Raw genomic sequence first — 25,353 nt, 5'->3', positions numbered from 1 at the left:
ACAAACCGCTATCCCATCAATCGCCAGCATCTTGCCTCTCTCAATCTGCGGGCAAACAACTTGCCAGGGGCATCATTCAAACCGCAAGGCATCGATAGGGTTCAAGTTGGCCGCTTTCCGTGCGGGATAGACACCAAAAACAATGCCCACCAACGCGGCAAATCCAAAGGCGAGCCCCACAGCATTCATCCCCACTAATCCTGATAAATGGAAGACAGAGCCTCCAATGACCGCGCCCAAGACCCCAATGGCGACTCCAATCAGACCGCCAATGATGCTCACAAGCACGGCTTCCACGACAAACTGGGCTAAGATAACGCCTTTGGAGGCCCCAATGGCTTTGCGAATCCCAATCTCCCGAGTGCGCTCTGTCACCGACACAAGCATGATATTCATGATACCAATACCGCCAACGACCAACGAAATTCCGGCCACTCCAGCTAATAAATCGGTAAGAATTCCGGTAATCGAAGTCAATGTGCTAAGAAACGTCGCAGACGTTAACAGCGTAAAGTTGTTTGCTTGCCCGGGCAGAATCTGATTGGCTACCCGTAACGTCGAGGTAATTTCGGCTTCGGCCATAGCCATGTCCGCAGGGGATTTGGCTGCGGCATAAATCCCTGTCAGATAAGTAGTCCCATCGAGTAAGTTCATATCCGTAGTAATCGGAATGACAATCCGGTCATCTTGATTAATAAAGCCATTGGTCCCTTCGGACTTCAACACGCCGATTACGCGGAAGGGAATGCCATTGACGTCAATGGTTTGTCCTATGGGATTCATTCCCGAAGGGAAGAGATCGCTTTCAACCGTCGTGCCAATAATGGCAACGGTCGCATTGTCTTGGACTTCTTGATTGGTGAAATTACGCCCACTGCCTAAGGGCATGTTCTCAATTTGAGGATAGTTCGCTGTTGTCCCTTGAATCGAGGTCGAGTAGTTGTTGGCGCGCCAAACCACTTGCCCCTGGGTGCTCAGTAACGGGGCTACGGCTTTGACTGCCGTATCTTGTTGCGCAATTGCTTGCACATCCGCCATGGTTAAAGTCGGCGCACTGCCCTGGCCCTTGTTAATCCCCCCTACACTCGTTGACGAGGACATGATTTGAATCAAATTGGTGCCCAACGATTCCACTTTATTGGTCACCATATCAGTAGCTCCTCGTCCAACCGCAGTCAATAAGATCACAGCGGAGACGCCAATGATAATGCCCAGCATCGTCAGCAGCGACCGCATTTTGTTGGCCCGAATGCTGCGCAATGCGATTCGTAAGATCTCCAGTGCGGGCATTAGTGTCCCTCCCCTTCATCCGGTAACGGGGTCTGGTGACGCAGGGGATGCGGATTCGGCTCATCCGACTGCACCAATCCATCACGAAAGCTAATAATGCGGTGGGCATGTTGAGCCACGTCTGTTTCATGGGTCACCATGACTATCGCATGACCTTGATCATGCAGCGCTTGAAACAACCCCAAAATTTCATCGGTCGAGTGACTGTCCAATGCCCCTGTGGGTTCATCCGCAAGAATCAAGGCGGGATTCGTCACCAAAGCCCGCGCAATCGCGACGCGTTGTTGCTGGCCCCCGGAGAGCTCATTGGGTTTATGGTGCATGCGGTTGGCTAAGCCTACCTGGGCCAAGGCCTCCTGAGCTCTTTCATGACGCACTTTCTTCGGCACGCCCGCGTACAACATCGGTAGTTCCACGTTTTCAATCGCCGAGGTGCGGCTTAACAAATTGAAGCTCTGAAACACAAAGCCAATTTTTTGATTGCGCAATAAGGCCAAGTCGTCATCGGATAACGTCGAAACATCATAACCATCTAGCTGATAGACGCCCGCACTGGGAGTATCCAGACAGCCCATAATATGCATCGTCGTTGACTTGCCCGAACCTGATGGTCCTATAATCGCTACATATTCTCCCGATGCGACCGACAAGGACACATCCCGCAAGGCGGGAAACGCCTGTTGTCCCATCCAATAAGTTTTTTGAATATGCTCCATCATTACAATCGGCCGAGCCGGCGAGATCGCTTGGGCACTCATGACGCCGCGCCTCCGCCGCCGGCACCGGCTCCTCCACCATGTCCACCAAAGCCTCCGTGACCACCAAATGCGCCCGGACGCCCACCAAAGTGGAATCCTTTACTGACCGTCAAATTTAACGACGCGGGATCGACCAGCAAGATTTTTTCTCCGGCATAAACCCCATGCAGCACTTCAACATTCGTTGATCCAAACAGTCCCACCGTCACCGGCACAAAGATGACCCCGGACCGGACTTTTGCTGCAGCTTGGGCAAACTTTCCGGAAAACTTCTTGTGCGCAGCCGCAAACTTCTTGGGAATTTTAAACTTTGCCCCGCTGAAACTCGGATGTATATACACCCCTTCTTGGGTCCCGACCGTTTGCAGCGCCACAGCAGGAATTGTGAGCACATGGTGTGCGCTGGCAGTTTGAATAGACACGCTGGTGGTCATGCCGGGTAACAAATCGCCCGAACTGTTGTTAACCGACGTGAGCACCGTATATTCGGTCACGTTGTTAACAACCGTTGGTGTCGGCTCTACTTCCAAAACCGTTCCAGAAAATGTCTTGTTGGGATAAGATGCCGCACTCACCGTGACCTTCTCACCGGGCTTGACCTGAGCAATATCTGCTTCACTCACTTGCACATTATCTTGCAGATCAGATTTCAGGCTGTCATCGAGCACGAACACCGGCGTTGCGGCGCTTAATGTATCGCCGGGTAAATAGTTGGATTCCACGATGACGCCACTGACGGGAGCAGTTAAGATGGTGTCGTTCTCCGCAACTTTAGCCGATGCCAGCTGGGCTTCCGCTGACATCAAAGACGCTTTCGCCGACGCAATTTGAGCAGGGGTTGCAGGGGCTTCCGTTTGCGCCAATGATGCCTCAGCCGACGTCACCCCATTTTTAGCCGCCGCAATGTTGTTGAGATCGGCATCTAAGACTTGTTTTTGTGTCGTGGTGTTATTCTCAACATTCTCGGTCGCTTGCAAAGCCGCTTCTGAGGCTTGATAGGAGGTTTGAGCATTGGCCAGCGCCGTTTGCGCCTGTTGCAAAGCCACTTGGGCCGCACTCACTGTCAAAGGATTGTTCGCTTGATCACTCGTTTGCTCCTGTTCGTCGCTCGTCAACTGCGCCTGGGCATTGGCTACCGCGGCATTCGTGCTTTGTACCGAGGCTTCGTCATTTTGCACTTCTTTAGTAGCAGACTGCACTGCGGCTTCCGCGCTTTGAATCGTGTTATACGCTGATTGCGCGGCACTGGCTAATTGCGCGGCAGACGCCAGATCTGCGGCGGTCACGGTACTGGATGTGCTTGCAGAGGCGAGAAGATCAGATTGATACGTCTCCTCATCGGCTGGATATTGCGATGCCAACGTACCATATAACGACTGGTCTTGGCTTAATGTACTTTGATCGGTCGCGAGGGTGCTTTGGTCAATGGACAACGCATTGGCCGCGGCTGAAGCTTGCGCTTGCGCTGACGCAAGAGCTGCTTGGGCGGCCGTAATGGTGGCCGGTAAGTTGGACCCATTCGCACTCGCTTGCGCTTGAGCCTGCTCGAGCTTAATCTGGGCCGCATTGACCGCAGCTTGATCAGCCGCCACCACCCCTTGCGCTTGCTGAACCGCGGTCCCCGCGTTTAAAATCGCCTGTTGCTGAGAGGCGCGGTTGTTATCAATGGCCTCTTGATCCTGATATGTTTTTTCTGCACCGGCCAATGCCACTTGCGCTTTCTGCACGGCCGCTTGAGCAACCGCTACGGCTTGGGGCGTAGGCCCCGCCTCATCTTGCTGCAAAGTCGCTTGAGCAGCTGCAACCGCGGCTTGTGCTGATTCCACGGCCGGTATGTCGGTGGCATCGTTGAGTGTGGCGAGCACTTGGCCTGCACTGACATGTTCGCCCACTGACGCCTTGACCGTCGCGAGAATGCCGCTGGCGCCCGTAAAATTCAAACTAATGGACTGCAGCGGCTGAATGGTTCCGGCTGCAGAAATCGTTTGCACCACGTTGCCATAGCGCACCGTGGCATAATCACTAGCAGGAATAATGGCAGCCGGGTGATGAAAAGCCTTGACATACACGCCTGCGCCGACGGCCAGTACGGCGGCACCTCCTACAAGATACCACCAGCTCCGTTTGCGCGGCCTGATGAGCCCTAACGGTTGTGAGGGCGGGACTCCAACAGACATGGTCCTTTATTCTCCTTTATCTTGCCGTCTTTACACGATAGGCCCGCCAAGGACGCATAGGGTCCTTTTTTTCTCTTTCTAAGCGTTGGCATGTGAAACCGAAGCCAAGACACAAAGTGCTCAAGAACGAAGTGCCTATGGTGGTAGCTTATTATGCATCGGAGATTGTTACCAAATTGTTACCGAATCGAATTATTTGAGGATTATTATGAAACGACCGCCCTCCCGGTGATTGAACCGGCTTGCAACGGTACTCTAAATGCTAAAAGACCTAAGACCTCTTTCATCATTACCCACAACGCGTGCCCCCAACCGCTGCACTTCGAATTCCTGATCTCTAGGTTTATGTGGGCGTGATCCAAGCCTGCCCTAAAATACGTCTGTATTTATAGATGGAAAAGGGGGGATCGTTTTTATGGCGCCACCGGAATTGTTAATAACTCATTTATCTTACCATGCTCGACAAAAGCGCATCCTCGAACAGATCAATCTTTGTCTTGGTGGGGGCATCTTTGGATTGTTAGGCGCCAACGGGGCAGGAAAGTCAACCTTACTGAAATTAATGGCCACCGTGGTACGCCCCACTAGCGGAGAAATATGCGTGGATCAGTGGCAACGACCTGGTGATGACCGCCAAATCCGCCGCATGTTGGGCTATGTACCGCAACAGTACGGTTTGTTGGAGCATCTCACGCTCCAAGAATTCCTCGACTATTCCGCTGTGATGAAAGGCGTCACTCAAACACAACAAGCTATTCAGCAGGTGAGTGCCTGGATGGGATTAGATGCATGGCTTCATACTCGGATTGCCAACGTCTCAGGCGGAATCAAACAACGCGTGATGATCGCCCAGGCGCTATTGAATACCCCATCGCTACTAATTTTAGATGAGCCCACTGCCGGCTTAGACCCTAATGAACGCGTGCAACTCAAAAACCTGTTGCAACAATGGGCGTCTACCACGACCATTATCTTATCGACCCATATTGTATCGGATATCGAAGGACTTGCTGACACCGTAGGGATTTTGGATCATGGACAATTGTTGGCACAAGGTTCCATTCCAGCCATTATCCATAAAGCTGATGGTTTGGTGTATCAACGAGACTTCGCCTTATTCGATTGGCATCAAGTAGCTGATGATTGGATGGCGCGTTCTCGCCCCGCACAACCTATGGAGCGTGTGGTCGTGCGCATTACCTCCACCTCGCAGACGGTTACAATCCGGTATTTAACCCAAACTCCGGATGAAGAAGGTACCTTGGTTTCTCCTCACCTCGAAGACGGTTATCTGGCGTTAGTCCACTTTCCCGAACGGAGGAACAGGCATGCGGCAATTGCAGAGTGAATGGGCACGCCTGCCCAAGGCTGCTTTAACGATCGTCACTGGGATCGTGTTCCTTTTGTCCTTGGGACCATTAGCGTTGCATGGTACGTTGGCAGTGCCCTATCCGAGCGCGTTAGATTCCCAAGGAGATTGGATGATGACATCAGGATGGTATTTCGCTCACTTACTAGGCATCGCCATTCCCCTATTGGCTGCTCTGCCCGTGCTGGTTATGGAATCAGATATCCTAGGAACACGCCGGGTTCTTTACATAACGTATCCGATAACAAGCCTGAGACTGTTTCTATTGCGCTCGGGAACCTGTTTATTTTTTTCGGTGAGTTGGCTGTTACTTGTAGAGATCAGCGCAAAGCTCATTGGGCTTTCATTGTCGGTAGCCCGAGATACCTTGTTAGTAATGCCAGACGTCTTGCTGATCACCTTTTCCATGTTGGCATCGGTGGAATGGACGACCGATTTGTGGGTGGGATTAGGTGTTTTGGTGGTCCTCACAATTCTCGGCTTGGGTATCCGTCATCTCCCCTTTGCCCATCCCCGCGGCGACGAAGTCGTGTTGTTTGCCGCTCACAATCAACCGTGGTCGAGGCCGCTGATTGCCAATCGGCTGGGCGTTGCGATAGTAGCGGTAGGTAGCGCGGCGCTTGCTGTCGTGGGCTTTGAGTGGCACCGCCGAAGGGGGACCTATCAATGATATCTAGACAAATGAGGGCCGAAATGTTGGTCCTTTGGCGCTATCACTGGCGTAGCAGGTCCTGGTGGCTATGGCTAGCCGCTGCCGGAATCTGGCCTCTTACCTATGTCGTATTTCTAGGAGGACACGGCATGGCCCCGTTGACCATATGTCTCAACCTGGCTGTGATTCCCGTTGCTCCGCTACTTTATGTGGTGTTGGGTACCAGACTCTCAGAAAGCGAACATGGCAATCACCCCCTTCGGATTAGTCGGTCCTGGCCTGTTTATCCCGGCATCCGAACCACAGGCCAAGCGTTAACCGTGCTGGCCATAAGCCTCATGAGTGCACTGGTTACATTTTTATGTAGCTTGTGGCAGGTCCCCACCGGATTTTGGTCAAACAGCGCATGGCTCCTTTATACCGCACGCGATGGTATAGGCATTTTGTTCGTCAATACGCTGTTCATGCTCTCTTTTGGGTACCTTTGGGGGCAATGGCTCTTTAGTATCTGGAAAAGCGTGATTGCCTTGCTCATTTTGCTTATTGTAGGCCTCGCTACAGTCGTAGCGGTGCAGGCCGGCTTTCTTACAGGATGGTTCAGCGGATGGGTTGCTCTATACCAATGGACCCCATTCAGCTGGCTGACAGACACCTTATCTCCGGTATGGGGATTTGGTCCGTTTGCAAGAGATCTATCGCTCCTTGTGGGATGGGTCGTTCTCTTAACCCTCGCTTGGTGGATCGTGGCATGGGCTGGAATAAGTCGCACCCGTTGGAGCGAAACCTTGGCGGGACTCGGGGTTTTCACGATGCTCGCACTGTCTTTTCCGCTGGCTAAAAGCTTGTGGCATCAAACGCAAGGCATTACACAAAATCAGGTTATTTCATGGGCACATCAGGGCCCTAAAGGGCCTGTGGCGATTACGGCATCGCATCTTTCGCTAGACATAGGACACGGCACGTGGCTCAAAGGCCACGGGGTGTTCCATGTCACAAGCCAACGTCCGGTGCCCCGGCTTCCTCTATTTTTAAACCCGGAATTGCATATCACACGAATAACCGTCAATCAACATCCCGTGATATGGCACATGGCCCATCAGCGGGGTTGGATTTGGATCGATCATCCCCTGCATCAAGGTCAGACCCTTAGGCTGACCGTCGTTTGGGCCGGACGCTTCCTATTATTAGGCGAGTATCCTAATACCATTACCGCCTTTTCATCTACCCAAGGAGCCATATTACCCGCCGCGACTTGGTACCCCTTAACCGCCAACCCCAAGCGTCAGGCGTGGCAGGTGGACATTCACGCCCCACGCGATCTCGTCGTAGTCAGTGGCTATGGTTTTGTAAACAAATCGGATTCAGTGAAAGGAAACGGACCAAGCATGGAGCTGGTTCTGGGTCATTTAACCCGTATCCCTTATAAAGGACCTGTCATCTATGCCAGCAGCGATCAAACTGCCCTAATCCACCATGTATTGCATAGGAGTACCGCGCTTAACCGATTGATGCGGAATCTGGGTCCCCCGTATTTTGGGTCACTGGTATGGAACGGAGCAATGGAATGGGAACCACCCTTTGTCTCCCTATCGCGGGCCCCATGGCCCTCTGTCAACAGTGATTTAAGCTACCCCGCTTACCCCGGCATCGGCACGGCACTGAGCGATAACACCATAAATCAACCCATACTTCAAACGGCCAGTGGATTGCCTCGTCACCTGCTCAATCTGTGGCTCACAGAAGGCCGTGGTGGGATACAAGATAACTCTGTAACTCATCATTTAGTGTCCGCCATGCTAGCACGCTATGTACTCGCGGGCAACTACCGGCTTGGCCCCTTAATTGAGCAAGTCGGGAAACTCTCTCCGGCTGGATTTCACTGGAGTGCTGTGCAGTTCCGCCATTTACTGAAGCGGGCACCCTTGACCCGAATACAGATAAATCACGTCCTGGAACAGGCGCAAGTGCGATATCCTGAAAAAGGATAAATAAGGTAGGAGGACGAATCGTGTCGCTCACGGATGAAGAACTCTGCCGACAAGTGACCCAAGGACATCGGCAATCCATGGGCCCCCTCTTTGATCGGTATGCTGCACCCCTCGCCCACCTAATCCGGATGGCAGGAAGTCCTGCCGAGATGGTGGAAGACCTCGTGCAAGAGACGTTTGTAAAAGCCTGGAAGGCGCTCGAGCATGGACATCAGCCACGGCGATTTAGCACGTGGATACGGCAAATCGCTTTAAATAATGTCACAGATTATTGGCGTAGCTCTCAAAGACACTCAGACGAACAGCTTGAGCACACATTATTTGTCCATGAAACCGTTGATACGCATATTGATGATCGTATTTTGCTTGAGCAGCTATTAGCCCGACTTCCTCTTAGTCTACGGAAGATTGTTATTCTACATTTCTATCAGGATCTGGCGCTGGCCGATATTAGTGAGGTGTTGCATATCCCTTTAGGCACTGTTAAGTCACGACTTGCCCGGGCCTATCGTTTTATGCACAGCACGCTGGTCTCATGGGAAGAAGGAGTGGATCGTCATGTCCGATAAACAAAAAGACTATAAACAATGGCATAACGAATGGGCTGATGATGATCAGGACGTCTTTGCCAGGCTCTGGCAGGTCTTAAATACCGGGCGGGATGATCCGCCTGATCTCAGTTCTCAGACCTTAATGCGAATACGTCGCGAACTTACCGGCCCATCATGGTGGGTGCAATACTGGAATATTCTAAGGGCGTCCTATGCCTTGTATCCATGGAAAGTCCTCATGGCTATTGGTTGTACCGTGATCGTCGCTTTTTCCTTGAACAGCTGGGTGAGCACCAACACGTTGTCCCACGCCCACCTCGTGCTAGTAGGTCTTATCGCTCCGTGGATCGGCATGGCGTCTAGTGTTGTGATCACAAGATGGAGTACTGCGACTTGGCGGCGCATTGAAATGGCCGCGCCCATGGATGTCCGTCGCCGTATATTGTTGCAGTGGGCTGTATTATCCAGTGCAGTATTAATAATCGCCTTTACCCTCATGTGGCTTGTGCCTTCTCATGGAGTCGGCAAGATGGCCCTAATGGCAATATGGATTGGGCCTTATCTCCTGGCGTCCGCGTTAATGCTACGTATAGCCCTGCGCTGGGGAATTGGATGGGGTTTGGCGATTAACGGGGTAATATGGGGACTGCCGCTGATCTTTGGCCTTTATAGATTACCCATCATCCCCCATGGTTGGGAGGATGCTCTGTGGTATGCCACAGCAACGGGTCCCGAAATGATGCGCCAAGCCCAGTGGGCCGCGGCAGTCTTAGCGATTATCATCATGGGCGTTTCGGGAAGAACTAATGGAAATCACACTAATTAACGCCCAAGGGGAAGGCATCACGCGCTGTATATCTTGCGACCTCAGAGCAGGCACCACTTGGCTTTCCGGATCGCATCCTCAAGGGTTAGCCACACTGCTCGCGTGGTGGTCTCTTTCTCGCATTCCTGTTCATGGCACCTTACAAGTCAATGGTCAGACGTGGCAGACGCTTACACCGTATGCCCAAACACATTACAAACGGCGTATTGGATTTAAGCCACGGTTGGATACATTGCCTGCAAAGCTGCGCGTAGATCGTACCCTGACTTATTGGGCTGCACTGTGGGAACTCGATAACCCCTGGACAGCCGCTCATAACGCGATAGCTGCATGGGAGCTCGAGAGTGTGGCTACACAGCATCTCGGCACGCTGTCCTTTGGGGAGCAACAGCGATTGCTGCTCGCCGGGAGCACTCTAATGTCCCCTGACATATGGATCTTAGAGGAGCCGTGGACTGGTCTGGACGCACGAAGCCGCGTTCTATTAATTGACCGTATCATGCGCATGCCCCCCACAAGATCAGTGGTCGTGTCTGATGACTCTTGGCCCGACGACTTGCCCCCATGGCATTGCCATGGCATTATCACCCCTCATGAGATTTGCTGGGTCTATCGATGAACCACGTGTTGATAGCCATGGGCGTGGCAAGAATGAAGTTTTTGTGCCTCTCATGGCTTAATCATCGACCAGATCATTTGGGGTGAAAGCGGAAACGAACGGCACAGGCGCCTTGTGGCACCCGGACATTCTTGTCTTGCTATCATCATTACTGGGAATCTGAAAGAGGTTCTGTCCACTGAACGCACGCAAGACCGCAAGCGCCCCTTGACCCCCGCAACTGGCTATATGATAATTGGAGCACCATGGAAAGACAGGATGATTTCGGAATATTTCCCCACAGCATGCCTTCCTTAGGGGAATGGCTATATCTAACTCTTCACAACGCGTTTTCCGAACGACATATTGGCCTTCTTGCAGACGAGGAGATGCTTCAACAACATCCTGAAGCCGTAGTTTCCACCCACTTATCACAGGTTTGGGACGCCATTATTAGCGTGCATCCAGAGCCTTTAGCGTCTATTCCGGCACACAGATCCGTGGTGCATTTTGCCATCTCGTCCACGGCGGTACCCTGTGATATCCTCATCCGTGTCGTCTGGCATCCCATGTTGGAGTTGACTGTCTTAACCGACCCGTCAGACCTTGGACACTGCGCGTCGGCAAAGGAGATACCGATTGGGTATATTTGTGGGTGGGGTTCCTTAACGCACCTGACTGAATACGCGGCCATCTTAGGCCCTATTCCGACGCATGCAGCAGCACTTCGTGAAATGGATATTCTCTTTAAAGAACGCACGACCTTAAAGACCCAACACCGCGCTCTGCTGAATGAAAAGGAGCATTTGCTTTCCGCCTGGCATGAAGAACAAAGCAGCATGGCGGCTAAAATAGCCCATCTGACCGACCAATACCAAACCCTAACCGCCGATTATGCCGCACTCAAGACAAAAGCAACCCAACACGAAGAGGAAATTCAGCAATTACGCCAAACGTTATCCGCCCGAAACGCCATCATTGCGGCTTTAGAGCAGGATCTCGAGTCTATTCACCAATCACCTTTTTGGAAATGGCTGCATCGTTATTGGCGTCTTATGGCTACACTGCGCAGAGAGGGGTAGACGGCCATGGAAATTTGGATGATTACGCCCCGTTACTCCCTACACCTGTGGGATGAAGTCGGGCGCTTTAGTTACGATTGGGCGCACTATCAAGCTCGCCAAGGCCATGTCGTGCGTGTTCTTACGCTGTATGCAGACGTATTGCCGGAAACGTTGCCGATTGAAGTCATTCCCTTAGTAGATAATCCCCTCACTTTTTTGGCAAGTTCGTCACGCAGAGCTTGGCACGTCGCGACCTATGTGCTCAACGCGGCAGAGCGCGGTGAAATTCCCGACGAAATTCATACCATTACAGATTGGGGTCTGGGTGCAATCGTTCTCCAGCATTATTGGACCTTGCATCGTCTGACCAAATCCCTAAGGTTTGTTACGATCCCGGTAGAGCCTCTCATTTTAACAGCGTATGATAACACCTGGCCACGCTACCGTCTGGATTATTTTTGGGCTCAACAAATGGAGCAATGGGTCATAAAGGCCTCGCAGTCAATCCAAACGAACTCCCTAGCTATGATAAACGCTTTAGGCTCTCCTGCCCATGTTACGCCGCTTCCCGCCATGAATGGCGAGAACGTTCCGACGTTTTTCCCTCCTGAGCGGCTCGTGATGCTGGGGCCTGTTGCACCACTCACCCACATAGCCCTGTGGCTTGAAGCGCTGTCCCTCTTATGGGCTCAAGGGTTTTCCTTACCCCTGGAAATTTATGGACCTGACCGCCTTTACACCATGACGCAAAGGCCGTACCAGGAATACCTCACCGAGCGATTTTCGAAGGACGTGGAACGCGGCCACGTGCGCTTTTTATCCACCGCGACCCCGGTTCAGGTCCATCAGATGCACAATGCGCTTGTCCTTCACGGGGTCACGGCCCCCACGTTATCTTGGGGCTTGGCGACACTTGTTCGTCACAACATTCCCGTGTTGGCGTTGACATCAGAACGCACACAAGAGCTTTTACCTCCCGAACAGCTCACGATGCCCATTGCGGCGGTTATGGCTGATGCCATTGCCGCACAATGCGCCAAGAATTCAGACCGATATTCGCCCACCACACCGCATCCTATTGTTCTTGAGCCCGCGCGCGATTCAGATGATTCGACCGATATCTTCCCTTTTGTTCATCCCGTGGCCACCGTACCCACGGACGCTATCACTCGCTTAACGGGAACTTTATCCGTTGTCATTCCCTATTACAACGCGGGCCCGTTCATCTTCGATGCCATTGACAGTGTGTTTCAGTCCCGACGCATCCCCGACCAAGTGATCATCATGGATGACGGTAGCACCGACCCAGGCAGTATTGCGGCGCTCTATGAGCTGGCTCATCGGTATCCCGCGGTGCAGGTCATTCACGCCCCCCATGGCGGCATTGTCACCACCCGAAACCGGGGAGCGAAACAGGCCAGCGGCGATATCCTGGCTTTTCTCGATGCGGATGACATGGTCACCCCTGACTACTTCGCCCGGTGCGTGGAGATCCTAGCCACCTACGCTAATGTTGACTTTGTCGGATCGTGGGTGGAATATTTCGGTGATACCACCGGCATCTGGGCGGGATGGAATCCTGAGCCCCCTTATGTGCTCTATCATAATCTCATTAACAGCAGCGGTATTGTTGTGCGCCGTCCAGCTTTTCTTGCTGCGGGTCTCAATCACGAAGAAATGGATCAGGGACTCGAAGACTATGAGTCCGTAATCCATTTGATTGCCTCAGGCTATCAGGGCGTGGTCATTCCCGAACCACTCTTTCGTTACCGCGTGCGCAGCACGTCGCGGTCGAAGACCAACCGCCATGACGAAAAGCTGATGGTGTTATATGACCGGATCCGTCGTCACTTTCCCGCTGTTTATGCACGCTTTAGCGACGACTTGCTAGGCTTATTCAATGCCAATGGTCCACAATACCGCATTGATTCTCCGCTCAATCCGCCTCACGACTTTATTGCAGATCAAGGCGACGAAGAAGCACACGCTTAGCCCATCGCCGAACAGGACGCCGAATGAACCCCGGCACGCCCCGAGACAAAAACACGATCAAACGCACAGGCTTGGAATTGAGCGTAATGCGTCTAATCCATTCGCGGTGACTTTCTTGCGCCCCATTGCCCCCGCCCATGTCCCGGTATTGCAACACCTCTTTCTCCAACACGAAGTAGGCTGCAGGCCCGAGCACGTCTTGATGTTTAGTCCACATTTGGCGCTGGATTTTGCGCCGGTGGATTTGTGACGTGGTCCGCACCATCGAGTCGGCACGCACTCGGTAATGGTAATGGGGATACGGCACCACTTCGCCCCGGTCCCCAGCTTTGGCCAATCGCAAGAGAAACTCCCAGTCTTCCCACCCATATTTAAACGCCTCATCATAGCCGCCGAGCGCAAAAAACCGGTTCCGGCGAATGACGATGCCCGCGTGGGCTTGATTCTGAGCTAAAAGCGTGGGGGCGTGAAGGTCTTGGGGTGCCCAATAGCCGGCAGCGCCTTCAAAATATTCAATGATAGGGTACACCACGGTGAGCTCAGGATTTTTCTGCAACGCCTGCACACTGTGGTGCAAGGTGGCTGGATCCAACAAATCATCGGCGTCACAAAACGCCAAAAGCTGTCCCTGTGCCTTTTTGGCCCCATAATTGCGCGCCCCAGGCAGTCCGCTATTTTCTTTATGAAATACCCGGACCTGGTCGTGAGCTTGACCTAGTTGATCCAACATCTGGGCAAATTCTTCATCGGTTGACCCGTCATCGACCAAGATAATCTCAAAGTGAGGATATTGTTGCGCTAATAAACTGTCCACCGTCTCTGTAATCGTCGCGGCTGCATTGTAGCACGGCACCACGATGCTAACCAGCGGACCTGGTTGGTTAGACGATGAACCATCATCCTTGGGACCCATGGTGCGGATAAAGTCTTCCACGTTACCCACCGTGCGTGCATCAGCCCACCTAGCATACGCGTCGCGGGCTCTTTGACCTAATGCTAGACGCTGGGCGGGGTCATCGAGAAGTGACATTAAGGCCTCACTAAAGGCGTTCATATCGAGCGGATCTATTACCAGACCGGCCCCTTGAGCCAACATCTCCCGCATTCCCCCATATTGGCTGGCAATAATGGGTTTGGCCAAAGACATCGCTTCGAGACAGACATTGGGCCAATTTTCAAATCGGCTGGGAAAGACGACGACGTCGGCGGTTTGGTACTCCGTGACAAGGTGTGCGCGGGACACCGGACCAACAAATTCGAAATGGTCCTGCCACTTTTGCGGGATCATTCCCATCAAATAAGCCCGGTAAGATTGATCATGCCATGTGGTATCTCCGCCAATTAGACGCACAGTCATTTGGCGGCCCGACTCCAACACCGCCAGTGCGCTTTGAATAAGCAAATCGACGCCTTTTCGGTGCTCCAAGCGCCCCACGTACAACACCCTTGGGGTCGAAGAAGAAATGGGTTCGAGTCGGGGCGTGTCAAATACGGGGACGGGATGGCGCTTCAGCTCATAGTCCCTTGGGACAAATTGTTGATATTGCTGCCCCAAGTCTTCACAGGGAACTGTCACAACATCCGCATAGCGCAAGCAATATTGTTCGATATTATAAATAGCTTGACGCTGCAGAGACAAATTTTCTTCATTGAGTATATCGCAGAATTCCAACGTCATATGGCCATGCACTAACAACGTGGTCTCGGCAAATTCACCCAGCAAGCGTTTGGCCTTAATGGTGTAATAACCCTCACCATGGTAATCAGGAAACTCGACAATATCGATCGGCTCTTTGTCTACCATCGCTTTAAGCTGCCTATAAACCGCATAGGCATGTCCATGGGCGGCGGTACGAAATCCCTCTACCGGCCGAATCGGAATAATCTGGTAGGGACGTTCGGGCGGTAGAGCAATTTCCGGACTGTCTGGCAGAAATTTTGCGGCCGTGATGACTTGGACTTTGTGTCCATGACGCACGAGATGTCGAGCCACTGCATCTGTATAGACCCCAATGCCTCCCGACACGTTGTAGCCAGTCAGTTCGCGACTGGAAATAATAATATTCTTCATCCGAGCGAGGCATCCTTTTTTGTCGAAAATGGCTTCATTACCGAGTATACTCGATGCCGTCTTGGCAGAACAACCACATATGCCGCCAATATTCTCGCTATCCTGCTAGTGGATGCAGGAAGTCGTAAGATATTTGGTGAATTTAGGAAGAGCAAATCTGAAATTAAAGCGAGGGATCAAGACCTTATGCAAACCCCATGGCGTGCAAGCGCCGCCATTTTGGGCGTGCTAGCATTGTCCACGGCCATTCAGGCCCCCTTGGCCGATGCTACCACACCCGTTGCCGCCACGACTGTGCCGGTGGCTTTATATGCGACCACCCCACAAGTCCGCACTGGCCAAAGTGTCACCTTAATGGCAGCAACCCCGTCGCCGCTGACCACTGGTGAATCCCTATCGATTGTTAACCTCACGACAGGGCAAACGATTAATACCGTGACATCGGGATCGTCGGTCAGCACAACGATTTTGCACCATCAGCCGCAAACGGACCAATATGCTGCTATCCTCACCCGACAGACGCACCCCATCTCGGTGACGTGGGTTGTGCGGGCGATTGGCAACAATGCCGGCTACGAAAATGCCGCAGGCCAGTCCGTGACCTTAACCGCCCCTGCGCAAGGCACCCCACAGCAAGCCTTTACGGTCATAGCCAACCCCACCGGATTTCATCACCCGGTCTATCAATTTTGGTGGGCCATGCAGGGCGGACAATGGCATTCCAGTGGAGCCTTCAGCAACCAGAATACCGAAACCATTACCCCACCACGCGCAGGGTTCCTGTCAGTTCTGGTCTATGCTCGGTCCCAAAGCGCCCCCACGGGCGAATCCGCTGATCAGGAAGCCATCTATGAAGCCAAATCCGATACCGCAGTCGTCGACGTCGGGAATGCTTCCGCGACTCAGACGACAACGCCCACGTCTTCGAATAACTGGGTAGGCATGGAAATGCCTAACCAAGTCGCGGTAGGCGACAACATCACCTTGACAGCTACCGCAAGTTCAGGCATCATCGATCCCCTTTACCAATTCTGGTTTCAAGCACCCGGACAAGCCTGGCAGAGCAGTGGCGTGTACACTGCCAGCAACACCTTTACCATTCCAGCCACAAGCCCAGGGATTTGGCACGTCGTCGTCTATTCGAAACCCCTGACGGCGCCAGATAACGCCACAGCAGCCGAGCGGCAAGCCTTGGAAGTGGAAAGCCCGGTATCCTCCATTACGGTTCACCCGTAACATGTGAACATGGGGGTCTCCAAGAATTTTCGCTGACATCCATCAGTGGAATTCACCACATCGGGGCGGCGGGCTATACGCATGTAGACACCAAAGCGCCGCCCCGATACATAACGTAACAAGAATCCACACGGATGGGGTCCATGATTAATGGACGACTGCATTAAACGGATATGACGCCATTCCGGCAATGAGGTCAGCCACTCCGGGCCTGGTTTGTCAGCGGCATTGGATTCGGCGTTGGATTTGTCGTAGTGGGTCTCATTGATGCTCATGTGGCTGGCACTCCCGTAGCCTTTCTGAAAATCCAGGCGGCCTGGGGGCGTGAATCAGCCTTTCCCTTTTACGAAACACTGCACTGGATGAGACATCCTGTCAACGCCCTCACCGCCTCCGGCGGATGGTCGCTACCCATCTGGGCCATTTTCCTGAGCGTCATAACAGGGCTCTTGGCCTTGTGGATGCTACGGGAACGTATTTGGTGGCCGGCTGCTTGGTACATGGGTCTGACCGTCATTTTGGCCAACAGCTATAACATGTTTGAAGGCATTCCGCGATTTATTGCCGAATTACCTCCCTGGTATTTGGGTTTAACCTTGTGGCAACATCAGGCGCATAAACGAGAGCTCGTGCTAATGGTAACCATTGCATCGATGGTTTTGTATTGTGTACTCTGGGTTCTTGGAGTGCACGCCGTGCAAAATTGAGGGGCCCACGGGCCCCGTTTAATTCACCCGCTCAAGTGAGACTCTTCCGACTCAACCGAGTCCACAATCACTCGTATACCAACAAGAATCCCAATAGCCAGTATAAGATTGGCCATTCATACGTATAGCCGCTCCGCAACGTCATACGCAGCGACTTGCCACCACCTCACTGGCAATGTACATGGGACGCACGCACCTTCCTTTCAAGGAACATGAAGAACACTCTATTTGAACACAAATCCCACTTTATGGAATACTGGCTGTTTTTTGATTCCATATTTGTAAAAAGAGTATCAGAATGCACGCTGGGATTGTTCGGTCATTGGTAGCTCCTTTATACTAGGTGTTGCGAGGGAATTATTTCCAAGCACAGCATCGACCTCTTAATAACACGAAGAAGCCTTCCGCATCGCGACCTCAAATTCTATGCTCCACGATGCCGACCTTCTACTCCGTGAAAGAAAAAAGGAGGCTAATCTCGGGATGTTTTTGACCCATTCAAAATCCCCCAAAGCACCGCCCCGGCGGTTGCTGATCCGCACGTTTGTACTGACCGCTACACTCGCCGGTGGTCTCATCGCGGGTCCCGCCATGTCGGTCGAGGCCGCCACACTGCCGAGCATTGCCGTCGGATCGGATCCGTATGATGTGGCGGTGAATACTGCCAATGGCGATGTGTACGTGACCAACCAAGACTCCAACACTGTGTCGGTGATTAACGCCGCGACGAATCAAGTCGTCAGCACCCTCCCGGTCGGCACCGATCCCACATACCTCGGCACCAATCCGACCAATGGCAACGTTTATGTGGCCAATAACAACTCGGGGACGGTCTCTGTGATTAATGAGGCGAATCAAGTGGCCGATACCATTGCGGTCGGGAATACGCCCAGCGGGATAGCCGTCGACGTGAATACCGGCAACATCTATGTCTCCCAGTGGTCCCCGGGCACAGTCTCCGTCATTGATGGCGCCACCAACACGGTGTCTCAGACCATCACGGTCGGGGGACAGCCCTTTACGCCCGTCTTCGATCCCGCCAACGGGGACATCTATGTGCCCTGTTGGTCGACGAGTGCGGTGGACGTCATTAATACCCGCACCAATCAAGTCGTCCAAAGTATCCCCGTGGGCTCGAGGCCTAATTATGCGACGGTCGATCCCGCCAACGGCGATGTGTACATCGCCAACTGGGAATCGAACACGGTCTCCGTCATTAATAGCGCGACGAATAGCGTCGTCGCCACGATTGCAGTTGGCACCCATCCCCGCGCGATTGCGGTCAATCCTCTCAATGGCAACCTCTATGTGACCAACAATGGAAGCGATACGGTCTCGGTGATTAACGGCACCACCAACACGGTAATCCAGACGATCGGTGCCGGCGCGAGTCCGGCAGGGATCGCGGCGGACTCAGCGAACGGGACAGTCTATATTGTGGATTCCGGCTCGAACACCGTGTCGATGATTCTGCCGCCGCCCGCGCACTGGGTTCCTCCCGTCTTGACGCCAGAACCGGTGACGATAGGCCCCGTGAGTAGCCAAGCCATCGGCAATCTAGGGTTCAACCCGGTAGGCGCCATTCAAAACGGGAGCTACATGGGCTACGTGGAAGAACGCGCGGCGTTAATGGCGGGGGCCTCATTCACGGGCGAAGGCACGGATTCGAGTTATCTCTCGGCGATTTTGGATGGATCGGGCGTGGGGCAACAACACCAGGTTTCTGCCGTGCAACAAGGGCAGTTTGCGGCCCTCTATCAAAAACTGGGAATCATCCCCACATGGACCAATAATACGGTTTCGATTGCCCAAGGAGTTACCGCCCTGCGAAAAGCGCACGCGCCGACATTGGCCGTCGAGAACTATCTGGTGCAAATTGGCGGGTATTCCTGGCCTGTTGCGCAGCAACAGGCGGCTCTGAACTTCCCCGAAAGTTAGCCGCGATATCCAAATATCCTTAAATCCGGCCGCCATGGCGGATCATCATATCAATGCGTCAGAAGTCAGCTCAGCCATTCAAGATGCCCTCAAATCCTTCCCCTTGGGGCAAACCACGGTGGCTGGCAAAGGTGTCGCCGTCGTCGCCCAAAGTATGGCCAATAGCGCTGACACATTAAAGACTTTGCCACTGACGTCCTCTACAGCAAGCCCGTCCTCGTCCCAAGCATTTCCAGGAGGCCACCCATCGGTTGCTGGCCTCAAAGCCTCCCCCGTCACATTAGGTCAAGTCGCGACGGTCACAGAAGCTCTATCCCCAGCCGATACGATTAGCCGCCTTAACGGACGACCAAGCGTCACGCTCAATGTCATTGAAACCGCTAATGCCAACACCGTGACGGTTGCCAACGGCGTGATGAAACAAATTGCGGCCTTGAACAATCAATTGCCTCATGGCGTGCACTTCCAGGTGCTTGAGAATCAAGCTACTAGTGTGACCCAATCAGTCGATGGGATGGCACGCGAAGCGCTTTTAGGAGCTGTGCTTGCGGTCATTGTCATTGCCTTCTTTCTCGGCAACGGACGCTCGACCTTGGTCGCGGTAGTGGCCATTCCCTTGTCCATCCTCATTAGCATGATTGTTCTCAATGCCATGGGCATTACCTTGAACATGATGACCCTTGGAGGTATGGCGGTAGCGGTTGGACGTGTGGTGGATGATAGTATTGTGATGCTTGAAAGTGTATATCGCCGGATCCAAACCACTGGCAAACGCGGGACCGACACGATTGTTCACGGTGCGAAAGAAGTGGCCTCAGCTATTACCGCTTCAACGCTCACCACGATTGGTGTGTTTTTCCCGATTGCATTGGTCAGTGGCATCGTTGGGGAATTCTTTCGGCCGTTCGCCTATACGGTGGTCTTTTCGCTCATTGCCTCGTGGTTTGTGGCGCTAATGGTCAACCCCATCTTGATTCATCTTTTCTTGCGCAAAGGGCATATTGAGACCCGCTCCGAATGGCGTCCGGCCGCCACGTATCGCCGAATATTACAGTGGAGTCTCTCTCATCAAGGGCTGGTGTTAGGGACAGCCGGGGTGTTGCTGTTAGGCAGTCTAGCATTAGTGCCGAGCATCGGCACATCGTTCTTGCCCATCACCGCAGCTCCCTCTTTGGATGCCACAATGCAGCTGCCGGCCGGCACGACCTTAGCTGCGACCAATCAAGACAGTCTCGCTGTGGAACACGTGATTCGCCAACTCCCGGGCGTCACACAGTATCAGACGACGGTCGGCGGAGGCGGGAGTGCTTTTAACCCCGTGGTTAAGACCAATACCGCTAGCTTCTATGTTAGTTTGTCCTCCTCCGCCAATCCCCAAGCGCTTGCGACCACTTTAGCCAACCGCTTAAATGCCTTGCATATCGCGCAGGCCACGTTTTCCGTTACCCCAGGCAGTTCATTTCAAGGTGGGTCGTCGACCAACCAAGCCCAAGTGTTGGTTCAGTCTAACAATCCCGTCCACCTCGCCCAAGCCAGCCGAACTGTAGCTCATTTGATGCAAGAACAAGGCGTCACGCAAGTCACGAATCAGTTAAGCACAAGCCAACCGGAAGTCGAAATCGCGGTGAATGCCCAAAATGCGAGCCACTACGGATTAAATGCGACGGATATTATCGGCCAGCTCGAGCCCTATCTCAACAATCAAGACGTCGGCAATATTCCGGCGAACTCCGCCTCATCTGCGCCCACGCCCGTCTATTTGCAACTCAAATCTTCTAGTGCCACCTCGCTTGCCGGTCTGCAGCAGCTACCTATTGAGACCCTAACGGGGACCACCATCCCGTTAGATAAAGTGGCGGCTGTCACGATGCAGAACGTGCAAACCACCATTACGGAGACGAACAACATTCCTACCGCAACCGTCTCAGGAGTCATTACCTCATCCAATGTGGGGAAAGTAACTCGCGATATTCGTCAAGCCATTCAAGCGGCGCATCTGCCGTCCGATGTGAGCATTGTCATGGGTGGTGTATCGCAAATGCAGTCCCAAGCGTTCTCCCAGTTAGGTGAAGCGATTGTCACGGCCATTGTGCTGGTCTACCTCATAATGGTGCTGGCTTTTGGTGAGGGGCGTGCGCCATTGGCGATTTTGTTCTCCTTGCCCTTAGCCGTCATTGGCGCCCTTCTGGGACTATTTATCACTCACCAGTCCTTGGGAATTCCCGCCCTCATCGGCTTTCTCATGCTCATTGGCATTGTCGTCACCAATGCCATTGTTTTGGTCGATCTTATTCAACAACACCGGCGCAACGGCATGGCCTTAAACGACGCCATTGTTCAAGCGGGTTCGACGCGGCTCAGACCCATTTTAATGACCGCGCTGGCCACCATTGGAGCCTTATTGCCCCTTGCTCTTGGCGCTAACGACAGCAGCATTATCTCCGCTTCATTGGCCGTCGTCGTGATTGGAGGACTTTTGACCTCAACCCTTTTGACGTTGGTTGTCGTGCCCATTATGTACCGCATTTTGCACCGCAAAAAGGACCAACAACACCACGCTGTAGAACGATTGGCGTAGTCCCTCACCCCCGGGAACAGTCTTCTTCCCGGGGGTCATTCTTTCACCCTGACCCGCTTCTTCACACGCTTGGAGCATTAGAACCGGACTACGACGAGGCCTTTTCGGGTCGGCAGCGGCTTGAATTACCTTGTAATGACCCCCCTTGTGAATCAACAAAGCGTATCCCTTGGTGGAATTTTGACCCTTTAAAATGATTCCGGCAAAGCGCAATCTATCTGATGAAAGGCCACGACATGGACGTATCAGTCCACTCATCCCCAAGCACGCTTTGACATCGCCCATTGGGCTTTCGCCGTGGGACAGCACCTCCCGCGCTTAAACTTCGAGAGCTCCCCCTCGTCTGCCATAAGCAACACCCGCATGGGGTTCCTAGATTATGACGTCTCGAATTAGGGAATCCCCTCTTGCCAACCCCGCGAGGTATCCCTCTGATGAGGAAATGGATGAATCGGGATAAACCCTTCGCTATTTTCATCCTGATTTTGGTAATATGATAGCGTTTCGAGATCAACTCTGTCCGAGGAGTGGACACCATGGCCAAAATCTATACACAGTCTCCTGACTTAAAAAGAGAATTCTTAAAACGAATCCAAGAGAAAATGGATAGGCACGAACAAGATGTCAAGAACCGCATGACGGCGCAAACACCACATTTTCTTCATTGGGCACTCAAACCCTTAGTCACCAAAATGGTACGAAGCAAACAACATCGCGATGCGCACCATGGAGCGCATGGTGAATTTTCGGTGGGACTCTGGCTACGAGCTCGCCTGCCTAACACTTGGGCCATCATTAACGATGTTGTTCTCGAATATCAAATGGATGAGTATGCGCAAATTGATCACATCGTCATCGGACCGGCCGGGGTATTTTTGTTGGAGACAAAAGCTTGGGATGGAGCTATTTTACTGAAGAAGGACCAGAGTTTTCGTAAGGAGGGCGGAAAGTGGATTAAAGCGTCCAGTCCCGTTATACAAAACAAGACACATCAGCGGCGTTTTCAACAGTGGTATACCCTTCACCATTTACCCAAACCGATTCCACCCATTGAGCCCATAGTCGTGTTCTCTCACGCCACGTGGCTTGCTGTCGATGAATGTTCCATGAAAGTTTTGACGCCGCGGCAAACTGCCTCCTATCTCTCTAAACAATCAAGCACCTTATTAGACGATGTCACCATAGACCGTATCGTAGGCGCCATTGTTGCGCCTCCTATGTCCCCTTTAAAGGAGTTCTCGAAAGAACTGCCACCTATATCGTCACCCAATTCAAACAGAAGGGAACCTGCACGTCAACAACCTGAAAACACCGTGAGCATCCGCGAAGGAACCACCCGGCGTGGAAGAAAATATGTTCGCATTCGTGGTTCTTATGAAGAGGCGGAAACGATATGGAGACAATATGGACAACCCGGACGATTAAATAAGGATCAATTCGAGTCGGACACGTTTTTCTTTTATCGCGATGAATAGGGGCATGGTGTATTGGTCTATCCACCCTGCGCTCTGAGGCGAAAAAGGGCAGTATGCTAGGTGATTTAGAGTGCCTAGGGAACACCCACCACGCAACATTCAAGGAAGAACGCATGCCCCTAGTTAAGTCATAATGGAAAAATTTCATCGCAACAAGGTAACGTCACCAAAGCCAAACGCGGTTAAATTTCTTGGGGAGTAAAGGAATCCCCATTCACAAAGTCCCTATCCATCCACATAATGGGGCTGATGTCATTCTCCAACAACTACGCTAGCATAGCATTCTTTAAAGCCGTACGGGTGGCTGGGGTGTACAGCATATCTAGCCCTTATACCTAAAGGGATGGCATAACCCTTAATGCCGAGTTAATTTATGAGGGACTAAGAATCCCGACAGAGGAATGTGGTTGTAAGGCGACAATCTTTGTTTGAAGCGCAAGCAGTTCTTGGACCAATCGCCTGCGGAGTCTTTCTAAGGAAATGGCGCAGCCAAAGTTCACAAAGCCCGCACGACCTGTAGGTCTGCGGGCTCTTATGCGTTTACTGGACTTGATTAGAAAATCCGAGTTGAGCTAGACTCTCAGCCACGGGCCAAGAGTATCCCCCCATCTGAACCAGATAATTGGCGATTGCTAGACTTGGGGCATGCGCTTTGATTAAGGAGCTCACGCCTTGGCCGATATTCACCGTATTATTGGTCCATGTTGGAATTATGCCCAACTTTTGATAGAGTGCAGCAAATTGACCTTGCTCTTTTGCAGTCACAGGGGAATCATAAAGAGCCACGCCCGAACCATCTAAGATGGAGGAGAGATACGCCGAATTTGTTCCTTCACCCGCAAATGTGGCCCCTGCTTCAATGGCCGCTCGTTCCTCAACATATCCGGCATAAGAGCCGTTCTCGACGGCTACAGCGGGGTTGAAGCCAAGATCGCCAATGACCTGACCACTGACATGGCCTACTGTAACCGGTTCTGGGGTCAATACCGGCGGCGTCCAGTGTGGCACAGCGGGCGGATATTCTGAGATCGTGTTATTCCCGAAATTCGATACATAAATAGCCCCCGTACTACTGACGGCAATGCCTTCGGGATAATTGACAAGCTGCCCGTCAGCGAGGTCCGTCCATGTATTGCTCCCATACGGCAATTCCTCGACCGCCGTCGTGTTGTGATTAAAGTAGGTCACAAAAATGTCACCGGACCCATTCACGGCCACATCATTGGGATAAATAGGCGCCGACGTCGGAGCAATGTCTTTCCACGTACTGCTGCCGTTGACCAATTCAACGATACCATCTGATCCGGTGTCACTGTTATTCACCACAAACAGATCGCCCTGCGCGTCAACCGCAATCCCTTGGGGCATATTGAAAGGTCCGGAAATAGTGTGCCACTCGTTGCTTCCGCTGGGGAGTTCCACGACCGTATTGTTCCCATTATTTGCTACGAAAATGTCGCCGTGACTATCGACAGCAATACCCCATGGGTTATCAAACGGTCCCGATATCGTTTTCCATGTGGTGGTTCCTTGGGGTAATTCTGCGACCGTATTGTTCCCCTCGTTCGTTACAAAGAGGTCTCCATTTCCATCAACTGTGACGTCAGCAGGAGAATCAAACGGTCCTGAAATCGTTTTCCATGTGGTGCTGCCGCTGGGAAGCTCTTCTACGCTTTGGCTGCCGCTGTTGACAACAAAGAGATCTCCATGGCTGTCAACCGCCATCCCTAGAGGCCCGTTAAATGCCCCGTTATTGGTTACATTGACCCAATTAGTGGTTGCGGCATAGACATTCTTCCCGTGTTGAATCCCCATCACCGTGAGCACTGTAGCTGAAACTACGATTCCAGCTACTCGCATTGATTTCCGCATCCTCATTCATGGCCACCCCTCATCTGAAATCGCGTAAGTCTCATGGGTTGACTCCTCAAACTGTTTTCAATAAGCCACCGGTTTCATTGACATGATGAATCAAGGCCTTTTCCACGGTAGCATAGAAGGAAAAAGGCTTCAGTATCACATCAGGTCTCACAAAACATCTCAGTGAGTAACCAGTGTCAGTTTAGTGGTCGTGGTGTCTTAG

18 protein-coding genes are annotated in these 25,353 nt (G+C 52.5%); 13 read left to right on the top strand and 5 right to left on the bottom strand.

The annotated features are described in order from the left end of the window. Positions 1-72: 72 nt before the first annotated feature. From ORD20_RS00385 to ORD20_RS00375, 3 genes are read right to left on the bottom strand one after another with little or no spacing between them, the layout of a single operon-like run. Entirely contained in the window at positions 73-1,290 is a 1,218-nt protein-coding gene (locus ORD20_RS00385; RefSeq protein WP_103374244.1) for an ABC transporter permease, read from the bottom strand. Further along, the gene (locus ORD20_RS00380; RefSeq protein ID WP_103374245.1) at positions 1,290-2,048 is read right to left on the bottom strand and encodes an ABC transporter ATP-binding protein; all 759 of its coding nucleotides are present in this window, start codon (positions 2,046-2,048) and stop codon (positions 1,290-1,292) included. Before ORD20_RS00380 ends, ORD20_RS00385 begins: the two co-directional genes overlap by 1 nt. Continuing rightward, complete coding sequence (locus ORD20_RS00375; RefSeq protein WP_103374246.1) at positions 2,045-4,225, bottom strand: HlyD family efflux transporter periplasmic adaptor subunit; 2,181 nt, start codon at positions 4,223-4,225, stop codon at positions 2,045-2,047. Before ORD20_RS00375 ends, ORD20_RS00380 begins: the two co-directional genes overlap by 4 nt. A gap of 415 nt (positions 4,226-4,640) precedes the next feature. Between ORD20_RS00375 and ORD20_RS00370 the strand changes: the two genes are divergently transcribed. From ORD20_RS00370 to ORD20_RS00335, 8 genes are all read left to right on the top strand, one after another. After that, the gene (locus ORD20_RS00370) at positions 4,641-5,573 is read left to right on the top strand and encodes an ABC transporter ATP-binding protein (protein WP_103374247.1); all 933 of its coding nucleotides are present in this window, start codon (positions 4,641-4,643) and stop codon (positions 5,571-5,573) included. After that, positions 5,554-6,264, top strand: a complete 711-nt coding sequence (locus ORD20_RS00365) for a hypothetical protein (protein WP_103374248.1) — start codon at positions 5,554-5,556, stop codon at positions 6,262-6,264. The genes ORD20_RS00370 and ORD20_RS00365 overlap by 20 nt, the downstream gene beginning before the upstream one ends. After that, positions 6,261-8,234: a hypothetical protein gene (locus ORD20_RS00360; RefSeq protein WP_146038958.1), complete on the top strand. Its 1,974-nt coding sequence runs from the start codon at positions 6,261-6,263 to the stop codon at positions 8,232-8,234. Before ORD20_RS00365 ends, ORD20_RS00360 begins: the two co-directional genes overlap by 4 nt. Positions 8,235-8,254: 20 nt before the next feature. Further along, positions 8,255-8,803, top strand: coding sequence for an RNA polymerase sigma factor (locus tag ORD20_RS00355; protein WP_103374250.1), 549 nt, complete (start codon positions 8,255-8,257; stop codon positions 8,801-8,803). Next, a complete protein-coding gene (locus ORD20_RS00350; RefSeq protein ID WP_103374251.1) occupies positions 8,793-9,611 on the top strand; it encodes a hypothetical protein in 819 nt (272 codons plus the stop codon). Before ORD20_RS00355 ends, ORD20_RS00350 begins: the two co-directional genes overlap by 11 nt. Beyond that, positions 9,592-10,230, top strand: a complete 639-nt coding sequence (locus tag ORD20_RS00345; RefSeq protein WP_103374252.1) for an ATP-binding cassette domain-containing protein — start codon at positions 9,592-9,594, stop codon at positions 10,228-10,230. Before ORD20_RS00350 ends, ORD20_RS00345 begins: the two co-directional genes overlap by 20 nt. Positions 10,231-10,598: 368 nt before the next feature. Then, positions 10,599-11,291, top strand: coding sequence for a hypothetical protein (locus ORD20_RS00340; RefSeq protein WP_146038959.1), 693 nt, complete (start codon positions 10,599-10,601; stop codon positions 11,289-11,291). Positions 11,292-11,297: 6 nt separating this feature from the next. Continuing rightward, positions 11,298-13,265, top strand: coding sequence for a glycosyltransferase (locus tag ORD20_RS00335; RefSeq protein WP_103374254.1), 1,968 nt, complete (start codon positions 11,298-11,300; stop codon positions 13,263-13,265). Here ORD20_RS00335 and ORD20_RS00330 read toward each other — a convergent pair. Next, the gene (locus ORD20_RS00330) at positions 13,228-15,336 is read right to left on the bottom strand and encodes a glycosyltransferase (RefSeq protein WP_103374255.1); all 2,109 of its coding nucleotides are present in this window, start codon (positions 15,334-15,336) and stop codon (positions 13,228-13,230) included. The two genes, ORD20_RS00335 and ORD20_RS00330, sit on opposite strands and share 38 nt — an antisense overlap. A gap of 186 nt (positions 15,337-15,522) precedes the next feature. Between ORD20_RS00330 and ORD20_RS00325 the strand changes: the two genes are divergently transcribed. The 5 genes from ORD20_RS00325 to ORD20_RS00305 all read left to right on the top strand — a co-directional run bounded on the left by ORD20_RS00325 (position 15,523) and on the right by ORD20_RS00305 (position 23,270). Continuing rightward, a complete protein-coding gene (locus ORD20_RS00325) occupies positions 15,523-16,572 on the top strand; it encodes a hypothetical protein (protein WP_103374256.1) in 1,050 nt (349 codons plus the stop codon). A 254-nt stretch (positions 16,573-16,826) separates the two neighbouring features. After that, positions 16,827-17,279 carry a hypothetical protein gene (locus ORD20_RS00320; RefSeq protein ID WP_103374258.1) on the top strand — a complete coding sequence of 151 codons (453 nt, stop codon included), beginning with the start codon at positions 16,827-16,829 and terminating at the stop codon, positions 17,277-17,279. A 483-nt stretch (positions 17,280-17,762) separates the two neighbouring features. Beyond that, on the top strand, positions 17,763-19,217 hold the full coding sequence (locus ORD20_RS00315; RefSeq protein WP_158246138.1) for a YncE family protein: 1,455 nt from the start codon (positions 17,763-17,765) through the stop codon (positions 19,215-19,217). Between the two features lie 7 nt (positions 19,218-19,224). Next, positions 19,225-21,795, top strand: a complete 2,571-nt coding sequence (locus tag ORD20_RS00310) for an efflux RND transporter permease subunit (protein ID WP_430626739.1) — start codon at positions 19,225-19,227, stop codon at positions 21,793-21,795. A gap of 536 nt (positions 21,796-22,331) precedes the next feature. Beyond that, the gene (locus ORD20_RS00305; RefSeq protein ID WP_103374261.1) at positions 22,332-23,270 is read left to right on the top strand and encodes a nuclease-related domain-containing protein; all 939 of its coding nucleotides are present in this window, start codon (positions 22,332-22,334) and stop codon (positions 23,268-23,270) included. A 540-nt stretch (positions 23,271-23,810) separates the two neighbouring features. Here the strand turns inward: ORD20_RS00305 and ORD20_RS00300 are convergent. Next, complete coding sequence (locus ORD20_RS00300) at positions 23,811-25,130, bottom strand: hypothetical protein (RefSeq protein ID WP_158246140.1); 1,320 nt, start codon at positions 25,128-25,130, stop codon at positions 23,811-23,813. Positions 25,131-25,353: the final 223 nt, after the last annotated feature.

The organism is Sulfobacillus thermotolerans (genome assembly GCF_039623705.1).
In the GTDB taxonomy this organism is placed as follows: domain Bacteria; phylum Bacillota; class Sulfobacillia; order Sulfobacillales; family Sulfobacillaceae; genus Sulfobacillus; species Sulfobacillus thermotolerans.
This window is presented reverse-complemented; position numbering and strand designations above follow the sequence as displayed.

What these genes read in the sequence shown, in the direction of transcription:
- ORD20_RS00385 (WP_103374244.1), bottom strand. Translation starts at nt 1,290, where the DNA reads ATGCCCGCACTGGAGATCTTACGAATCGCATTGCGCAGCATTCGGGCC.
- ORD20_RS00380 (WP_103374245.1), bottom strand. Translation starts at nt 2,048, where the DNA reads ATGAGTGCCCAAGCGATCTCGCCGGCTCGGCCGATTGTAATGATGGAG.
- ORD20_RS00375 (WP_103374246.1), bottom strand. Translation starts at nt 4,225, where the DNA reads ATGTCTGTTGGAGTCCCGCCCTCACAACCGTTAGGGCTCATCAGGCCG.
- ORD20_RS00370 (WP_103374247.1), top strand. Translation starts at nt 4,641, where the DNA reads ATGGCGCCACCGGAATTGTTAATAACTCATTTATCTTACCATGCTCGA.
- ORD20_RS00365 (WP_103374248.1), top strand. Translation starts at nt 5,554, where the DNA reads ATGCGGCAATTGCAGAGTGAATGGGCACGCCTGCCCAAGGCTGCTTTA.
- ORD20_RS00360 (WP_146038958.1), top strand. Translation starts at nt 6,261, where the DNA reads ATGATATCTAGACAAATGAGGGCCGAAATGTTGGTCCTTTGGCGCTAT.
- ORD20_RS00350 (WP_103374251.1), top strand. Translation starts at nt 8,793, where the DNA reads ATGTCCGATAAACAAAAAGACTATAAACAATGGCATAACGAATGGGCT.
- ORD20_RS00345 (WP_103374252.1), top strand. Translation starts at nt 9,592, where the DNA reads ATGGAAATCACACTAATTAACGCCCAAGGGGAAGGCATCACGCGCTGT.
- ORD20_RS00340 (WP_146038959.1), top strand. Translation starts at nt 10,599, where the DNA reads ATGCTTCAACAACATCCTGAAGCCGTAGTTTCCACCCACTTATCACAG.
- ORD20_RS00335 (WP_103374254.1), top strand. Translation starts at nt 11,298, where the DNA reads ATGGAAATTTGGATGATTACGCCCCGTTACTCCCTACACCTGTGGGAT.
- ORD20_RS00330 (WP_103374255.1), bottom strand. Translation starts at nt 15,336, where the DNA reads ATGAAGAATATTATTATTTCCAGTCGCGAACTGACTGGCTACAACGTG.
- ORD20_RS00325 (WP_103374256.1), top strand. Translation starts at nt 15,523, where the DNA reads ATGCAAACCCCATGGCGTGCAAGCGCCGCCATTTTGGGCGTGCTAGCA.
- ORD20_RS00315 (WP_158246138.1), top strand. Translation starts at nt 17,763, where the DNA reads ATGTTTTTGACCCATTCAAAATCCCCCAAAGCACCGCCCCGGCGGTTG.
- ORD20_RS00305 (WP_103374261.1), top strand. Translation starts at nt 22,332, where the DNA reads ATGGCCAAAATCTATACACAGTCTCCTGACTTAAAAAGAGAATTCTTA.
- ORD20_RS00300 (WP_158246140.1), bottom strand. Translation starts at nt 25,130, where the DNA reads ATGCGAGTAGCTGGAATCGTAGTTTCAGCTACAGTGCTCACGGTGATG.